This window comes from uncultured Tissierella sp. (genome assembly GCF_902479755.1).
Lineage (GTDB): Bacteria > Bacillota > Clostridia > Tissierellales > Tissierellaceae > Tissierella > Tissierella carlieri.
In genome coordinates, this window is record NZ_CABSQO010000006.1 from 105,391 (window position 1) to 122,280 (window position 16,890).

Consider the following 16,890-nt stretch of genomic DNA (forward strand, 5'->3'; position numbering starts at 1 on the left):
GCAAACTGCTATCTACCCTATTATATATAGTTAAGATATTTTTTTGCTAAAGATACTTTCCATACATCTGGTCCTTCTTCAATATATTCCCATTCAAATTTTCCAAATCTTTTTTCTTCCAATTGATTGAATACATGAGATGGGTCCGTATCGTTTATTAACACCATTTTTTCACCTACTGGCAGGGAATCAAAAGTTCGTAAAACTACATCATTTATATCATTAATTTCATATCCACAAGTATCTATTTGCAAAATAGACATATTATCTCCTCCTAATAGTTTTAAATTATTATGCCCAGCGAATAGAATATTATTTTATTAGTAAAATACTTTCAATACATAGGATAAATAGGGTATAATAGGATATATATCATTAATTTACAAAAAAGGAGTGGTGATTTATGAACTATAAAATACTTCATACTTGTATAAGAGTAATGGATTTAGAAAGATCTTTAAAATTTTATAAAGAAGCTTTAGGCTTAGCAGAGACAAGAAGAAAGGATTTTCCAGAGGATGAATTTACTTTAGTTTTTTTATCTGATGAATCAGGGAAACATGAAATAGAATTAACATATAACTATAATCCAGAAAAACCATATGTAATTGGTGATGGCTTTAGTCATATGGCATTTGGAGTAGAAGATTTAGAGGCATCAAGAGAAAAACATAAAGAAATGGGATATGAAGTTACAGAATTAATGGGTCTTCCGGGTGAAAAGCCAAGATATTATTTTGTAACAGATCCAGATGGATATGATGTTGAAATTATAAGAACTAAATAATAGAAACAAACAGTGAATTACCTCTGAAATATAGAGGTAATTTTTAAATAAAACTTTGTCGAAAAAAGTCTAAAAAAGATTGATTCAAATATTATGCCAATATATACTCGTGATATCAAATTGACACTGAATAGAGAAAAGGTGATAATGATATGAAATCCATTAGAAATCAAATACTAATATATCTCATGGTAGGGGCAATAATACTATTTGGATTATTGTTTGTTTTTTCTGATTTGAAATTAAATGAACTTCCAAAGCATATTAAAGCTCAGTATAGTGAAATAGTAAATGCTAGATCAGATGAAGTAACTAAGGAGTTAAAAGGATTTATTGAGCAGATAACCATAATATCAAAATCACCAATAATAAGGTCAATGGACTTGGAAAAGATAAAATCTTATTTGCCTAATTTAGTACTAAAGAATAAATATAGAAATATGACTATAGCTTATCCAGATGGTAGGGCTTGGTCAACAATATTAGATGAATTTGATATCTCACATCAAGAACAATATCAAAAGATTTTTGTAGAGGAAGAGGAATGTATAATCTCTCAGCCATTTTATAGCCCATATGTTCATGAATCAGACAAGCCTATTATAATTATTTCCCATAGTGTTACTGATGAAAAAAATCGAGTTATTGGGCTAGTAAATATAGTAATAAATAACGAGTTTTTGAACGAGGTCGTAAGAGGAATGAATTTGAAGGGAGAAGCTTATGGTTGGATAGTAAATAAGGATGGTGTATTAGTAGCACATCCAGATTCTCAAGCATCTTTAAAGAAAAATATTAAAGATTATATAATAGATGATGGCAATATAATAAATGAAATACTGGAAGGGGAATCTGGTATCATTGAATATATAGATGAGAATGGTGAAAATATATTGGTGTTTTTTAATAAGATTAGAGAATCTCCAGAGTGGACCTTTCTTATTTCTATTTCTGAAAAATCAATTTACAAAGAAATAAATGGAGTGAGGAATACAATTTTAGCAGCTATTATTATAGGATTAATATTAGTGATTGCATTTTGTTTCTTCTATTCAAGAAGTCTATCAAAACCAATTCTAGAATTAAAAAAAGTATTCGAGAGAGCTGCTAATGGTGATCTGAATATAAGGGCAAATGAGAAAATATATAATGAATTAGGTTTAGCGGCTAAAAGTTTTAATAAAATGCTAGAAAAGATTAAAGATTTAACTTATAGAGATATGGTAACAGAACTTTATAATTATAATGGTTTCTTTCTGGAACTTCCTTATAAGATGAAGAAGTTAGCTGACAAAAAAATAGTGACATCCATAGTAATAATATCTATCGATGATTTTAAGAGGATAAATAGTATTCATGGTTTTGATTTTGGAGATGGAGTGCTCTGCGATTTTGCAAGACAGCTTAAGAATTTTTTGAGAGGAGAAGAAATTGTAGCTAGATTTCTGGGAGATGAATTTATCTTATTCTTATACGAGGATGATATATTAACTATAGAGGAACGGATAAAGAAGTTATGGAATTTATGTAGTGGTGAGGTAAAAGTCAATGATAATCAATTTGTTATGAGGGTGAGTATTGGGGCTAGTGTTTCTACTAATAACAGTATAGCTATAGAAGAAATCATACATCAAGCAACTATCGCAAAGCTCATAGTTAAAAAGATGGGAGGAAATCATTATAGATTCTACGATTTTGAGTTGGAGGAACTGATTAAAGAGGAGCAAAAAATAGAGAATGACTTATACCATGCAATTGAAAACAATGAATTTAAATTAGTATATCAACCTATTAGAGAATTGGCTACAGGCAGAAACATAGGTATAGAGGCATTGCTTAGATGGACAAATCCCTTATATAGTAAAGTTTCTCCTTTAGTGCTGATACAAATAGCTGAACAAAATGGTTTAATAATAGAGATAGGCAGATGGGTTTTAAAGGAAGCATGTAGGCAAAATAAGCAATGGCAAAAAGAAGGTTATTCACCAATTATAGTGTCGGTAAATGTTTCAGCTATTCAATTTGAACAAACGAATTTTGTTGAAATGGTGAAGGAAATATTAGAGGAAACAGAATTAGAACCTAAATATTTAGAGTTGGAAATTACAGAAAGAATTGCTATGGATAGAGTAGAGGAGAAGCTTCTTAAAATGAAAGAATTAAAAAGTATGGGAGTTCGCATATCTATAGATGATTTTGGTACAGGTTACTCTTCATTAGCTTATTTTACACGATTTCCTATTGATACATTAAAAATAGATCGCTCATTTATTAATGATATGTTGAATGATGAAAATGCAAAAACTATTGTAACGACTATTATTAATATGGCTAAATCTATAAAGATAAAAACTATTGCAGAAGGGGTAGAAACTTGGGAACAGTTAGAATATCTAAAGAAAAAGAGCTGTGATCAAATTCAAGGATATTTAATCAGTAAGCCTGTTGACCCACATATAATAGTAGAGATGTTTGAGGAGGAAATTCTTACTAATTAAAGTAAGGATTTTTTTCTTAGCTTTATGTTAATATAATAACGAATAGGGTATATGTATTATGAAAGTAGTTGCAGACTGTATAATTTTGAGCATATACTTTTAATAAAACAATATAAAAGGAGGGTATGACTATGAAAAAAATCTTAGTGGCAATTGATGGCTCTGAAAACTCAACAAAGGCGCTAGAGAAAGCAAAAGAACTTGCTTTATTAAACAACAGTGAATTAATGATATTAAATGTTGTTAGTGATCTAAGAAATTACCATCCATATGTTATAGACAGGGTATATGAATCTGAAATAAATAAGGTATTGTTAGAACATGGTAAGAAATTATTAGATGAAGCATTAAAAATTTTTGAAGGATACGAAGGGAAGGTTGGCACATCTATTAAATGTGGTGATGCCGCTCGTGAAATTATAGAAATGGCGGAAAAGGGAGGATATGATTTATTAGTTATGGGAAGCAGAGGATTAAATGCTTTATCAAGAGCGATGCTAGGTAGTGTATCAAATAAGGTGCTAAATCATATTAAAATTTCTGTATTAATAGTGAGATAGAATTACTTTTTTATAAATAATAAATTAAAATTTTTATCTACAGCCCAGTTAATCTAGGTTGTAGATTTTTTTATTGAATTGTCACAGAATCGTAATTTGAAATCTCCATAGAATTATAATATAATTCTATGAAACAGCATAATTTATTTGATTGGAGTTGGATAGGAGATGAAAAAGAAAATATTTAAATTTATTACAATAGGTGCTACTGTTTTAACTATGACTTTAAACACTATTTCTGTTAATGCAAATTCTAGTGGTATGGGAATGCAGCTTTTAAAGAAATATAACTCAAATGAAATAATTTACTTAAAAAATAAACCAATAGAGATACCTGTATATGCCAAAGAGCAGACAGAACAGTTAAGAGGGGTATGGGTGTCCACGGTGTATAACTTAGATTTTCCATCTAAAAAGGGATTGACTGAATGGGAGTATAAGAATGAGTACATAAGGATTTTAGATAATTTAGAAGCCTTAAATATGAATGCAGTTATATTTCAAGTTAGACCGAAATTAGATGCATTTTATGAATCAAATATAAATCCTTGGTCAGAGTATTTAACTGGTACACAGGGTTTAAGTCCTGAATGGGATCCATTAGAGTGGATGATTGAAGAAGCTCATAATCGTGGAATGGAATTTCACGCTTGGTTTAATCCATATAGAGTAACTACTGGAAGTGAACAGTTGTCTGATTTAGCTTCTAATAATTGGGCAAGACAAAATCCGCAATATGTTTTTAATTTTGGTGGTAAGCTTCAATTAAATCCAGGAGAACCTGAAGTAATTAAATATATTAATGATAGTGTAATGGAAGTAGTAGAAAACTATGATATAGATGCAGTTCATTTTGATGATTATTTCTATCCTTTTAAGAGTGGAGATAGCTGGTATGCAAAGGAGGAAGAAGCCGCATTTAATAAGTATGGAAGTGGATTTAAAAATAGGGATGATTGGAGAAGAAACAATGTGGACAAGCTAATAGAAACTGTTCATAACTCCATTAAGACTTATAATAATAACAATAATAAGAGTGTACAATTTGGTATTAGTCCTTTTGGTATATGGGGGCATAAAGATCTGCATCCAGAAGGAAGTATAGAGGGAACAGGTTCTTTAACACCTAGAACATCTAGAGCTTCTTATGATGATCAATTTGCAGATACAAGAAAATGGGTTAAAAATAATTGGATTGATTATATAGCACCACAAATTTATTGGACCTTTGATGAGAAGGCGGCACCTTATGGAGAATTAGTTGATTGGTGGACTGATGTGGCAAATGGAACAGAAGTAAATTTATATATTGGTCATGCCAGCTATAGAAAAGCTGATGTAAATAATAAGAATTTAAGTTGGAAAAATCCTCAGGAAATATCAAATCAGCTTAAGTTTAATAGTTTATATGATGAGATAAAGGGAAGTATATTCTTTAGTTATAGATCTTTATTAGAAAATGTAAATAATCCAGTGAATAACGAGTTTATTAATATTCTCAAGACGGAGCATTTTACTAGTAAGATTTCATCACCCACTAAATCTGAGACAAGTCATAGTGAAGTACAAGCTCCATTGAGTTTAAGGTCAATAGGAACTAACTATGGAAATATATTGATTTGGGAAGATTCCCCAACAAATGATGCTATATCTTATTTAGTATATCGAGGAGCAATTGAAGATGGAAGTAATGAAGGAAAAAGTATTGTTAGAAAAGTAGATAGAGATAATTATAATGCTTTTGTCTTTATAGACAAAAATGTTGATTTGTCTATGAGATATAAGTATGCAATAACAGCTTTAGATAAAGTAAATAATGAGAGTAGACCTCGTGAGCAGGATTAGACCATTAAAAATATAAAGAAATAAGTAATAAGGAAAGATCTAATTTAATTTTAATGTATAAATAGGACAAGGGAATCGCTTCTTTAATAAGCGATTCCCTTTGTTGATTAGTGTATACCTTCTATACTAGTACCCTCTTTAGAGATTTGACCATCAATCTATTTCAAGAATTTCAGAGAGATGGAGATAAAACAAATGAGCTTAATGAAATTATACTAAGTAAGAAATTTTAAAAGATATAATAATACTTTGAAATTAGATAAATCATTAGATATAAAGAAACTTATTGGGTATAATTAAATTAGGGAATAAGATGAAGCCTTATTAAACCAAATCGAATAGGGGGAAAGTCTTATGTTTAAAAGAAAGAATAAAATTCAAAAGAGAAATAAATCAGATGACTTTGAACTAGTTCTATTAAAAATTATTAATAATGAATACGAATTTAACATGGTAAAAGGTATATTGGATGAACATAAGATTCCGTATATAGTAAAGGAGCATGGAATTGGCGGCTATATGAGAATAATTAGTGGTACATCTAATGAAAGAGTTGATATACTAGTAGAAAAATCAGTATTTGAAAAAGCAAAGGCTATTTTAGAGCAATTTGGGCTACAATAGTAAAATTCAACTACTAAAAATAAACTTATTTAAAAGCCATATAGATTTTTATATGGTTTTTAAAGGATGGAAAAAATAGGCTTGTGAAATTATTGAAGAAATATAAGCGAGGTAAAAATCTAAAAATACATTAAGAAGATTAGTGCATATTCTTAAAGCTTATAATCCAAGGATTATTTATATTTTCTTCAATAATTTTTCTAGATAAATTAAACCAACTTTTGCATTCGTCAAGTATTATAGAATCTGAAGTTACTACTCTTTCCATTTTAGAAAGTATACTATCAGGATTCGATACTAGTTCTACCTTTAAAGGGATTTTCCATGTATCTTCAAGATTAGTAATTTTACTTTTTAATATCCCAGAATTAGAGACTGGTGAGTCAAGGAAAAAAATTACCTTAGGAACTTCAAGCTGATTTAATTTATTTCCAATAAGTTGTAAAGCTATGTCAGTTTTATCTATAGGTTTATAAGTACCCCTTAAGCCTGCTAAATCTCTTATAACACCATCATTTCCAAATATAAGTGGACTTCCTGATAATGCTACCTCAAGAGTTATAATTAAATTGAATCCATCTATATGCATACACCCATTTTTAGCTATTTCCAATGGAAGCATAGTTGATTTTCTTTTTTTATATTGTAATTCAGTTGAAGTTGCTCTTTTTAGTGCAATTCTTTGTCTTGCAGAAAGCTGATAATGTCCTCCAACAAATTCTAATATTGAAGATAATTTATAATTTCTATCTAACAACCATTCAATTTCTTCTTGCGCAATACTAAGTTTTATTAAAGATTGCTCTGAAAACCATTTATGATCGTTAGGATCAAATCCTCTTTTTACTATTTTTACAGACAATGTCACTCCTCCTAAAGTTTAAGGTTAAATATTTGATTTCCTTATATATTATTTACTTATTGTCAAGATATTAATAAAAAAGATATTAGAATAACTTATATGGGGATAATTTGTTGGTTCTTACAAATACTATATATAGTGATAATTTAATTAATAGGAGATGAATTTAATGTCAAAAAATAAATTAATTGTTCCTGAAGCCAGAGAAGCCTTAGAAAAGTTTAAAATGGAGATTGCAAATGAATTTGGAGTAGATGATCCTAGAAATTTGGCATCCAAACATACTGGTTTGGTAGTACGAGAATTAATAAGAATGGGAGAAGAAGAGCTTATAGATAATAAGAAAATAGAGTAAGAAATATAGACCATAGATAGACATATGGTCTTTTTAATTATACTTTATTCCTATTATATATTATTAAAATTGAAAGAGAACTATAGATGGAATAAAGCATTATTAATGATATAATACTTATAATAAAATAAAGTTTTATACATATCCATTATAAAATTTTATTAGGACAAAAAAGTTGTAAAATAGGAGAAAGTTATGAAAAAAATAATGCTTAAAACAATGGTTATTCTTATTACAATGGTTTTAATATCTTTTTTAGTAATAGAAAGTCTAATTATTATTGAGGGAAAAAGAATATCAACAGAAAAAGTGGATTATGTTATCGTACTAGGAGCAAGACTTTATGGAGATATACCTTCTCCAGCCTTATTAGAAAGACTCAAGATAGCTAAAGGATATTTACTTGAGAATAAAGAGGTAAAAGTAGTGGTATCAGGTGGACAAGGTTCAAATGAGGATATTGCAGAGGCATATGCTATGGAGAAGTACTTAGTAGATAATGGTATTGAAAAAAGCAGGATAATTATCGAAGATAAATCTACATCTACTTTTCAAAATCTGAGGTTAAGTTTAGATAAGATAAGGGAAGTAGATGATAAAGAAAATATAAAGATTTTAATTGCATCTAATAGGTATCATATTTTCAGGTCAAAATTATTAGCAAAGAGATTAGGATTAATTCCTTATGGATTGCCTGCCAAAACACCACCCATAATTATCTTCAAATCTTATATTAGAGAATATTTTGCTGTAATAAAATCTTTTTTCTTAGATAAAATGTAGAATTCATGGGTAATTAGGATGCGAAAATTATTTAGCTTAAGTACTTGACTACCACCTTGGGGAATAGATTAAGCTTAAATTAGGAGGTGGTAATAATGCAAATTAATGAAGTTTGCAAACAAACAGGATTAACTAAGAAAGCAATTGAATATTATCAGAACAAGGGATTGATCTCCCCAATAATAAAAGAAAATGGATATAGGGAGTTTACAGATGATAACCTTGAACAATTGAAGATGATTTCTTTGCTAAGAAGGCTTGATTTAAGTACAGATGAGATTAGAGAAGTAATGGAAAGTAAGGATAAGAAATCTGTTCTAATAATGATAAAGCAAGAAAAGCAAATTCAAGCAAAGGCGAAACTAGCCCGAATAGAATTAATTGAAGAATTAATTCGTGAGGAAGATATGTATAAGGTTCAAGATAGGATTAATTTACTAGAGCAACAAACTACAATAAAAGAAAAATTGATGATGGCTTTCCCTGGATATTATGGTCGTTATATTAGTATTCATTTTGGTCAATTTCTCAATGAACCTATAAAGACAGAGGAACAAAATAGAATGTATGGTATAATAGTTGATTTCTTAGACAATATTGAATCAATACAAATACCGGAAGAGCTCCAACCTATATTAGATAAAGCTAATCTTGATATAGAAGACGAGGTACTGGAAAAACTTAATCAAAATATGCAAGCTGTATATGATGACTTTGAAACATACTGGAAAAACAACAAAGATAGTATAATTGAATATGCAGAGTTTAAGAAATCAGAGGAGTATCAAGATTCTATGATGACTCAGCAAATGAATTTATTTCGTAAGTTTGGAGAAACGAGTGGATACTATGATATATTTATTCCAGCAATGCGAAAACTAAGTCCAGCATATGATAAATATTATGAAAAGATGCTAGAAGCCAATGAAAAATTAATCCAGAAGATTCCGGAGATAGAGAAATGGTAAATTAGGCTTTAGGGAAACTTCTCACTTTTACCATATTATTAAACTAAAATATGAAAAGGCCAGCTTGTGAATATATGATTTTAAAAGATAGGGATGGATATTAGATCAATGATTAATATTGTTTTTCTAAAGGAAGGGGAGCCTATTGCATCATATGGTGTAGATAAAAATGGTGTATATTGTCTGGATGCTAAAATAGAAAACTATAAATTAAAAGGTGACAGTTTGAATTATGATCGAATACTAGAGATATATGATGAAAGTAAAAATGAGAATTAATAAGAAGAATTTATTGTGAACTTAGGAATTAGACAATGAGAAATGAAATGGAATATGATATTTGTAATAGAGAAAGGACTAAGAAGCTATAATAGTAGTTTCAAGGTCTTTTTTTCTTTATTGACATATATAGATAATCTATATATACTATATATAGATTATCTATATATGGAAAGGAAGGGAAGATATGGCTATTAATAAGAATCTAATTACTGGGAGCACAACAATGTTAATATTAAAGCTCCTTGAAGAAAAGGACATGTATGGCTATTTAATGATTGAAGAATTGGCTAAGAAATCGGATAATACATTTTCATTAAAGGCAGGTACACTTTATCCATTACTTCATAGTTTGGAGCTAGAGGGTATGGTGAATTCATATGATGAAAAGGCAGATAGTGGAAGAATAAGAAAATATTATAGTATCACCAAGAAAGGTAGAAAAATGCTTGAAGAAAAGAAAGATGAATGGAAGACATATGCTTCAGCTATTAACAAAGTCTTACAAGGAGGTGCTAGTTTTGGAACAATCTAATAAAATCAAAGAATATTTAGAAACAGTTTGTGAGCAAATAAGGTGGAAAAAGGCTCATGGAATTATTTCAGAGGAAATAGAGAATCACATTATTGACCAAAAAAACGCTTTTTTAGACGATGGATTAGATGATGAAACAGCAACTGCTAAGGCAATATTAGAAATGGGGGATCCTGTTACTATAGGTACAGGATTAGATGGCGTTTACAGACCAAATCCGGAGTGGGGAATAATTATATTGACTAGTGTAATGCTCCTTCTAGGTATAGTGATTAGAGCTTTTATTACGTATGACTATCAGATGTCATGGAAATTAATTAATGGTATAGTATATACTTTGATAGGTGTAGCTTTTATGACTATTGCATATTTCTTAGATTTCAGTATTATAGGTAAATATCCTAAGACGATATATTTTGGGTTGATTATAACAACTATAGGAATTGTGATTTTAGGTCGTACAATTCGGGGACAGAATTTCTATGTTAAGTTTATTATGCTGTTATTTCCGACGGCTCTTACGGGAATATTATATACTATGAGGAGTAAGGGGTATTGGGGAATAATCTTAAGTGGAGTATATTGCATTATACCAGGGATTATTTGTTTTAAGGCAGGATTATCAAGTTTAGCATTATATTTCATAACCTGTTTCATATTGATTATATTTGCGATAATAAAAGGTTGGTTTAATGTAAAAAAGATTAATGCCTTATTACTTGTTTGTATATTAACAGTCATCTTATCCATAGTTATATTAGTATCCATGAATGGTTATCAATTAGATAGACTAAAAGGTGCATTTGATCCTACGGTAGGAGGATATATGAAAAATATAGTAAAAAAGATAACCGAAAATGCGCAGTTTATAGGAAATAATAGATATGGAATTGATACGAGTAACTTAATTGAACTGGAATATATAGATACGGACTATTTATTAATCCACCTAATCGATAAAATAGGTTGGATATCGTTTATAGTAATAATGCTTATTATCTTAGCTTTTATTATTCGCTCTCTTAAATTTAGCTTAACTCAAAAAGGAGTATTAGGAGGAGTGGTGTCGTTTTCCGTTATAATAAATTTTACAATGCAGGTTTTAGTATACGTTGCAAATAATTTAGGTTTCCAATTAATTGCACCACTAACACTGCCTCTAATTTCTTATGGTGGGATTGGCACAATAATAAATATGTTTTTAATAGGCATTATGCTCTCAGTATATAAATCTGGCATCTTATATAAAAATGATAATAAGTTAGATATAAGTTCTAATAAAAATAAGATTTTTCAGTTTATAGATGGAAAATTAATTATTGATTTTAATAGAAGATAAATAAAGTTTATCACTCCTATAAACTATTTATAATATAATTACAATTTGCTGTGATTGGATAAGTTTACTGTATTGCTTGATAATATAATGTCAATTGGGGTATAAGATACAATATAGAAATAATTTTCTAAAATAAATTTATAGGGGTGATAAATTGGGAAAATATAATGTTTCAAATCGAGATCTTATTTTGTTTTTGGGGATTACTTTTGGATTAACGGCTATAATGGGGATTGCTATGGGATTAGCATATCCTACATATTCAGTAGATTCTTTCCCTCTCACGCAGATGTATTATCCTGCTCTTGGTGTTATGGTTACTTTGCTATTGAATAAAAAATGGAGAAAGGAACTACCAAAGAATTTTTTTCTAACATATTTATTTTTCGCACTCACATCAATAGTTTATCTTTTAGTAAAAATATTTGGATTTAATCAAAACCCAAATGCTCATTTAGAGATATGGCTTATGATAGGTAGTTTTTTATTAATTATTGCATATAACAGTGATAATAAGGAAACGATAGAGAACTTCGGATTAAAGTTTACAAAGAATATAAGGTCATCAACTATCCATATTTTATTATTTGTTATTCTATATTTAACTGCTATATTTATATCGTCACTGCTGGCTGGAGAGGTAGATAGCGTTATAGCACCATTTAAGAGCTTAGAAACCTGGATTAAAGTGTTACTCCTACCGCTTTCCTTTCCATTTACTTATATTGCATTTTTTGGAGAAGAATATGGATGGAGATATTTCTTACAGCCAGCTATTCAAGAACGAATAGGAAAAAGAAGGGGAGCAATAGTTGTAGGACTAATTTGGGGGATTTGGCATTTACCAATAAATATGTTCTATTATAGCCCAGAAACATCTCTTTATTCTGTCATAAATCAATTAATAGTTTGTATTGGATACTCAGTTTTCTTTGGATATGTATATATGAAGACTGAAAATATATGGACTATATCCATGATACATTTTATGAATAATAATCTCGGTTATGTATTATACGGTGCTAACGGAGCCAATATAGTATTTACATGGCAGTCAGTTTTAGTAAATTTATTACTTTTTTCAACAGTATATATGCCATTCTTACTAACTAAAGAGTATAGAAAGTCAGATATAGATATGGTGGAAACAGTGGAAGATACTGATGAAGGAATTGAGGTCACTAAGAAAGATATATTAAGTTAGAGATATGATTAGTCAAAAAATTAGATAAACATTTTACTTATATTCTTAATCAAGATGAAACTTTATCTTTTAGACTTAGTCAATAAATAATAGCAAAATAATCTAGATTTCCATTGAGTTTAGTATATGGTGAAGTTAAATAGTATCTATAGATAGGCACTTGGTAATAAGTGTTTAATCTATAGGTACTTTTTATTTTAATTTAAACTATTTTAGTATTTTGATATTATTGAATAATAAAATTTGGAAATTTTATGAAAAGTGAAATGACTAATATTGACATCATATTAAAAATGATTTACTATGATATATATCATAGTGAAGTGAGGTGTTGAAAATGAAATTGATTTATGAAGCTATTTCTTGGATTGAACAAAGTCATAAGAATAGTTCCCCGTTTTTTAATCAAAAAGATAAAGCTATGAGCATTATAAGACGCTATATTATGTGGCTATGGATTAATGAAATTGAATTAAATTTTTCGAGTGAAAAAAGAAAGAAGTATTTAGAAGAATGCTATATACAAGCAGAAGGAGATATCTTAGCTGGAATTTTAAATCTAGACATAGAACAAGAGGATAAGGCAAGGCTTATTTACTTTCTTTATTTGAGTGATGAAGAAAAACAAGAATTAATTGAATCCATAGAAGAAGCAAAAGAGGAGGTAAAAAGAATTTACCATGAAGAGAAGGTTAACTACCATAATAATGAAAAGAACATATTAGAGCAATTGAAAAATCCTAAATATATGAATCAATTAGTAAATCTTCGTTTTCAATCGGAAGTAAAGGTTATTCCATATGTAAGTCTAATAGATAAAGACTCTATGAAATTGCATTATCAACAAAATCGTGGTGTTTTGTTGATAATAGGACATGAATATAATATAAAAAATGATATCTTCATGTATAGTCACAAGTCGAGCCTAGAAAAGTTTAAAGCATTAGGAGATGATACAAGGCTTAAAATAGTAGAATCAATTATAGAAGAACCTAAGACTGCATCTGAATTATCTTCACTATTAAACTTAACAATACCAACAATAGCTCACCATTTAAAGGTACTAGTTTTAGCAGGAATTATTTCTACTTGTGTAAATACTGAAGAAACAACTAAAGTAACCTACGAATTATATTATCCTGGAATAGAAAATCTCATTGCTAACTTAAACAAGTTGATGCTAGGAGGGATAAGATGAATTTAGTAAAGCAACACAAGTCATTTCTTATATTATTACTGTCATTGATACTCTTAAATTCTACAGCTATAATGATGACTCCTATACTTTTGAATCAATGGATTAATCAAGATATAAATATAGGGATTAGGCAAGTAGGGAGCATAGCAATATTATTAGTATTTTCTTATATTATCCAAATTATATTGATTTATTTAAGAGAAAAATTTGCATTAAATTTTAATATCCATCAAGCTACTAGTTTAACTAAGAAATTTTTCGGTTTAACTTATGATGATATTAATACAAAAGGGCCAACATATTATCTAGAAAGAATAGCTATTAGTGTTAATAGTTTATATATCTATTTAACAGATGGATTTGTGCAGATGGTAGTAAATGTAATTATTGTCTGTGCAATTATTGTCCTAGTACTTACTTTCAATCAGCTGTTAGCAGTTATTCTTCTGGGACTATTGCCTATTAATTATTTTGGCTACAGATCATTGAATAAAGAATTGCAGAAGAGATCAAAGGTTATGCAAGAAGAAACTTCTAGTGGTTGGAAAGATATATTAAATTTATGCAAGGAAACAGATTATATAAAACAACTAGCTACAAAGGATGCCTTGCTAGAAACAATGAAGGAACCTTTTACAAGAATTTACAGCTCTATTGCAAAAGTCAATAGTTTCGCTCAAGGGATAAGTGCTACTCTATGTTCTTTTAATGAGTTGATGAAAAATTTAATGATTCTTTTGTTAGCTTATGGAGTAATTGTTAATGGTGAGAGTCCGCTGTCTATTGTCTTATTTAGCATTATATTACCATTGTATTTTAATGCAATAAATGGAATAACTAATGCTAATTTAGCTTCAAGAGATTTAAAGGAAAGCTCTCGATTTATAGAATATTTAGATGAAAATCAAGAAAATAGTGGTACAAAAATAATATCTTCAATAGAGAAGATAGAATTTAATATTAAGAACTTGTCTATAGGAAATCAAACCCTAAAATCAAATATTCAAGGTATTTTTGAAAAAGGGGATATTGTATCAGTAAATGGAGATTCAGGTACAGGAAAGTCAACTTTGATGAAACTATTACCCAAATTTAGAGTAACTGATACTGTTCTTATTAATAGTATAGATATTAGAGATATTAGTAATGAGAGTTTAAGAAAGCAATTAGTCTATATGTCTCAGGAAGTTCCAATAGTGACAGGTACATTAAGAGATAATTTATTCTTAGGGAGAGCTTATAATGATAAAGAAATTAACCAATTAATAAAACTTCCAATTTTACAGTCAATTTTATCTAATAAATCATTAGATACAGTAATTGAAGAAAATGGAGCAAATCTTTCTGGTGGAGAGAAGCAGAAGATTGCATTAAGTAGAGTAATTTTTAATGAGGTCGATGTATTTGTTTTGGATGAAATAACTAGCAATATTGATAAGGAAACAGCAGGAGAAATTTATAAGACTATCATGTCAATAAATGAGGACAAGATTACTTTCATTATATCTCACGATAAGATGCATCTTCCATATTGTAATAAGGTTATTGATTTACAATGATATATCAATTCTCCCAGCTATTTACTTCACATTATTTTCCATCTATAATAGATATAAGTAGATTTTTAACATAAATTGTTAGCATTAGCTTTATGATTGGAGGAGGAATTAAATTGAGTATTGATGTACAAAAGATTTTAGGTAGTATGAAAAAATATTTGGATATACCTAGTCCAACTGGGAATACAAAGGAAGCTATATTAGAAATTCAAAAGGATTTGGAAGAATTAGGATTAAGTATTAAAATGACTAATACAGGAGCTTTAATCGCAACTTTAAAGGGAGAGAATGATGATGATCATGTATTGATATCAGCCCATATGGATACCTTAGGTGGAATGGTCAAAGAAATAACTAATGATGGTAAGTTAAGATATACTAGAGTTGGTGGTGGCAGCTGGTCTGCAGTTGAGGGAGAAAATTGCCATATAATAACAAGAAAAGGTAAAAAAATTCGAGGATCTATAATTCCAAAGATGGCCTCTACGCATATATACGGACAAGAGAAAGCAAGTGTAGTTAGAGATCAAACAAATATGTTTGTTAGAATAGACGAAATAGTGAAATCAAAAAAAGATGTACTAGACTTAGGCATTAGAGTAGGGGATTATATTGCTATGGATACTAGAACTGAAATAACAGAATCTGGATTTGTAAAATCAAGATATTTAGATAATAAGTTAGCAATAGGCATAGTATTAGAAATATGCAGATATTTCAAAGAAAACTCTCTAATGCCAAAGCATACTACATATTTTTACATTAGCAATTATGAAGAAGCAGGTCATGGAGTTTCTTTTATTCCAGAAAAGACAAAGGAAATGATAGCAATAGATGTAGGAATAGTAGGCGAGGGGCAAGAATCTAATGAGTTCAGTGTAAGTATTGCAGCAAAAGATAAAAAAAGTCCATATGATTATGAATTCAGAAATAGACTTGTAGACATAGCAGAAGAAAATAATATAGATTATGTTGTTGATGTGTATAATTTTTATAGTTCTGATGCCAGCCAATGTATGTTACAGGGGAAAGACGTAATTTTTGCTGCTTTAGGACCAGCTGTAGATGCATCACATCATTATGAAAGAACTCATATTAAGTCTATAATAAATACAACAAATCTATTGATCAAGTATTTAATCTAGAAAACCTAATACATATGGAGTATGTCATTAATAGTTTTATCCCTAGACAATGGAGTATTAATATGGTACTATATCAATAATAGAATGAAAGGGGTGCATCGATGATTACATTTCTTGCTAAATAATGAATTAAATAAGTACAACTATTATATTTGCTTTGAGCAGAGGCAAGTTTTGTTGTGCAGATTTAGCGAGAAATCTCATTCAATATGTTGCATTAACTTCATCATTAATGATAATTAGAAGATTATTTTTGTATTTTAAGTTGAGAGTTTTCTGCTCTCAACTTTTTTGTTGTTTATGAATACCACCCGCTAAGCGGGTGGTTCCAAAGAGCTTTCAGCGGTGA

17 protein-coding genes are annotated in these 16,890 nt (G+C 29.2%); 15 read left to right on the forward strand and 2 right to left on the reverse strand.

The features are described 5' to 3' along the window. Positions 1 to 20 precede the first annotated feature (20 nt). Positions 21 to 263: a DUF2249 domain-containing protein gene (locus tag RDK80_RS05170; RefSeq protein WP_094904346.1), complete on the reverse strand. Its 243-nt coding sequence runs from the start codon at positions 261 to 263 to the stop codon at positions 21 to 23. A gap of 140 nt (positions 264 to 403) precedes the next feature. Here RDK80_RS05170 and RDK80_RS05175 point away from each other — a divergent pair, with 140 nt between their 5' ends. The 5 genes from RDK80_RS05175 (at position 404) to RDK80_RS05195 (ending at position 6,314) form a co-directional block, all read left to right on the forward strand. Then, on the forward strand, positions 404 to 787 hold the full coding sequence (locus tag RDK80_RS05175) for a VOC family protein (RefSeq protein WP_094904347.1): 384 nt from the start codon (positions 404 to 406) through the stop codon (positions 785 to 787). 152 nt (positions 788 to 939) lie between these two features. Continuing rightward, on the forward strand, positions 940 to 3,285 hold the full coding sequence (locus tag RDK80_RS05180) for an EAL domain-containing protein (RefSeq protein WP_308523688.1): 2,346 nt from the start codon (positions 940 to 942) through the stop codon (positions 3,283 to 3,285). A 131-nt stretch (positions 3,286 to 3,416) separates the two neighbouring features. Continuing rightward, positions 3,417 to 3,845, forward strand: a complete 429-nt coding sequence (locus RDK80_RS05185; protein ID WP_308523689.1) for a universal stress protein — start codon at positions 3,417 to 3,419, stop codon at positions 3,843 to 3,845. 168 nt (positions 3,846 to 4,013) lie between these two features. Continuing rightward, a complete protein-coding gene (locus RDK80_RS05190; RefSeq protein ID WP_308523690.1) occupies positions 4,014 to 5,690 on the forward strand; it encodes a family 10 glycosylhydrolase in 1,677 nt (558 codons plus the stop codon). Between the two features lie 354 nt (positions 5,691 to 6,044). Then, positions 6,045 to 6,314 carry a putative signal transducing protein gene (locus tag RDK80_RS05195; protein ID WP_094904354.1) on the forward strand — a complete coding sequence of 90 codons (270 nt, stop codon included), beginning with the start codon at positions 6,045 to 6,047 and terminating at the stop codon, positions 6,312 to 6,314. Positions 6,315 to 6,453: 139 nt separating this feature from the next. Here the strand turns inward: RDK80_RS05195 and RDK80_RS05200 are convergent, their stop codons facing one another. Next, on the reverse strand, positions 6,454 to 7,176 hold the full coding sequence (locus RDK80_RS05200; protein ID WP_308523691.1) for a DUF434 domain-containing protein: 723 nt from the start codon (positions 7,174 to 7,176) through the stop codon (positions 6,454 to 6,456). A 169-nt stretch (positions 7,177 to 7,345) separates the two neighbouring features. On the opposite strand from RDK80_RS05200, the gene RDK80_RS05205 reads away from it, so the two are divergent. The 10 genes from RDK80_RS05205 to RDK80_RS05250 all read left to right on the forward strand — a co-directional run bounded on the left by RDK80_RS05205 (position 7,346) and on the right by RDK80_RS05250 (position 16,541). Beyond that, positions 7,346 to 7,531 carry an alpha/beta-type small acid-soluble spore protein gene (locus RDK80_RS05205; RefSeq protein WP_308523692.1) on the forward strand — a complete coding sequence of 62 codons (186 nt, stop codon included), beginning with the start codon at positions 7,346 to 7,348 and terminating at the stop codon, positions 7,529 to 7,531. A 195-nt stretch (positions 7,532 to 7,726) separates the two neighbouring features. Continuing rightward, on the forward strand, positions 7,727 to 8,314 hold the full coding sequence (locus tag RDK80_RS05210; protein WP_308523693.1) for a YdcF family protein: 588 nt from the start codon (positions 7,727 to 7,729) through the stop codon (positions 8,312 to 8,314). A 95-nt stretch (positions 8,315 to 8,409) separates the two neighbouring features. Next, positions 8,410 to 9,282 carry a MerR family transcriptional regulator gene (locus RDK80_RS05215; protein WP_308523694.1) on the forward strand — a complete coding sequence of 291 codons (873 nt, stop codon included), beginning with the start codon at positions 8,410 to 8,412 and terminating at the stop codon, positions 9,280 to 9,282. Positions 9,283 to 9,390: 108 nt separating this feature from the next. After that, positions 9,391 to 9,561 (forward strand): hypothetical protein, encoded by a 171-nt coding sequence (locus RDK80_RS05220; protein WP_308523695.1) that lies wholly within the window; start codon positions 9,391 to 9,393, stop codon positions 9,559 to 9,561. Positions 9,562 to 9,748: 187 nt separating this feature from the next. Beyond that, on the forward strand, positions 9,749 to 10,096 hold the full coding sequence (locus tag RDK80_RS05225; RefSeq protein ID WP_094903268.1) for a PadR family transcriptional regulator: 348 nt from the start codon (positions 9,749 to 9,751) through the stop codon (positions 10,094 to 10,096). Next, on the forward strand, positions 10,083 to 11,435 hold the full coding sequence (locus RDK80_RS05230; protein ID WP_308523696.1) for a permease prefix domain 1-containing protein: 1,353 nt from the start codon (positions 10,083 to 10,085) through the stop codon (positions 11,433 to 11,435). The genes RDK80_RS05225 and RDK80_RS05230 overlap by 14 nt, the downstream gene beginning before the upstream one ends. 154 nt (positions 11,436 to 11,589) lie before the next feature. Beyond that, positions 11,590 to 12,639, forward strand: a complete 1,050-nt coding sequence (locus tag RDK80_RS05235; RefSeq protein ID WP_308523697.1) for a type II CAAX endopeptidase family protein — start codon at positions 11,590 to 11,592, stop codon at positions 12,637 to 12,639. Positions 12,640 to 12,976: 337 nt separating this feature from the next. Then, on the forward strand, positions 12,977 to 13,837 hold the full coding sequence (locus tag RDK80_RS05240; protein WP_308523698.1) for a metalloregulator ArsR/SmtB family transcription factor: 861 nt from the start codon (positions 12,977 to 12,979) through the stop codon (positions 13,835 to 13,837). Continuing rightward, positions 13,834 to 15,396 carry an ABC transporter ATP-binding protein gene (locus tag RDK80_RS05245; protein WP_308523699.1) on the forward strand — a complete coding sequence of 521 codons (1,563 nt, stop codon included), beginning with the start codon at positions 13,834 to 13,836 and terminating at the stop codon, positions 15,394 to 15,396. The genes RDK80_RS05240 and RDK80_RS05245 overlap by 4 nt, the downstream gene beginning before the upstream one ends. 113 nt (positions 15,397 to 15,509) lie before the next feature. After that, positions 15,510 to 16,541 (forward strand): M42 family metallopeptidase, encoded by a 1,032-nt coding sequence (locus tag RDK80_RS05250; protein ID WP_308523700.1) that lies wholly within the window; start codon positions 15,510 to 15,512, stop codon positions 16,539 to 16,541. Positions 16,542 to 16,890 lie beyond the last annotated feature (349 nt).

Bases quoted from the DNA above. Each gene is read 5' to 3' on its own strand.
- RDK80_RS05175 (WP_094904347.1), top strand. From the start codon at position 404: ATGAACTATAAAATACTTCATACTTGTATAAGAGTAATGGATTTAGAA.
- RDK80_RS05225 (WP_094903268.1), top strand. From the start codon at position 9,749: ATGGCTATTAATAAGAATCTAATTACTGGGAGCACAACAATGTTAATA.
- RDK80_RS05210 (WP_308523693.1), top strand. From the start codon at position 7,727: ATGAAAAAAATAATGCTTAAAACAATGGTTATTCTTATTACAATGGTT.
- RDK80_RS05190 (WP_308523690.1), top strand. From the start codon at position 4,014: ATGAAAAAGAAAATATTTAAATTTATTACAATAGGTGCTACTGTTTTA.
- RDK80_RS05170 (WP_094904346.1), bottom strand. From the start codon at position 263: ATGTCTATTTTGCAAATAGATACTTGTGGATATGAAATTAATGATATA.
- RDK80_RS05180 (WP_308523688.1), top strand. From the start codon at position 940: ATGAAATCCATTAGAAATCAAATACTAATATATCTCATGGTAGGGGCA.
- RDK80_RS05185 (WP_308523689.1), top strand. From the start codon at position 3,417: ATGAAAAAAATCTTAGTGGCAATTGATGGCTCTGAAAACTCAACAAAG.
- RDK80_RS05195 (WP_094904354.1), top strand. From the start codon at position 6,045: ATGTTTAAAAGAAAGAATAAAATTCAAAAGAGAAATAAATCAGATGAC.
- RDK80_RS05205 (WP_308523692.1), top strand. From the start codon at position 7,346: ATGTCAAAAAATAAATTAATTGTTCCTGAAGCCAGAGAAGCCTTAGAA.
- RDK80_RS05220 (WP_308523695.1), top strand. From the start codon at position 9,391: ATGATTAATATTGTTTTTCTAAAGGAAGGGGAGCCTATTGCATCATAT.
- RDK80_RS05245 (WP_308523699.1), top strand. From the start codon at position 13,834: ATGAATTTAGTAAAGCAACACAAGTCATTTCTTATATTATTACTGTCA.
- RDK80_RS05240 (WP_308523698.1), top strand. From the start codon at position 12,977: ATGAAATTGATTTATGAAGCTATTTCTTGGATTGAACAAAGTCATAAG.
- RDK80_RS05215 (WP_308523694.1), top strand. From the start codon at position 8,410: ATGCAAATTAATGAAGTTTGCAAACAAACAGGATTAACTAAGAAAGCA.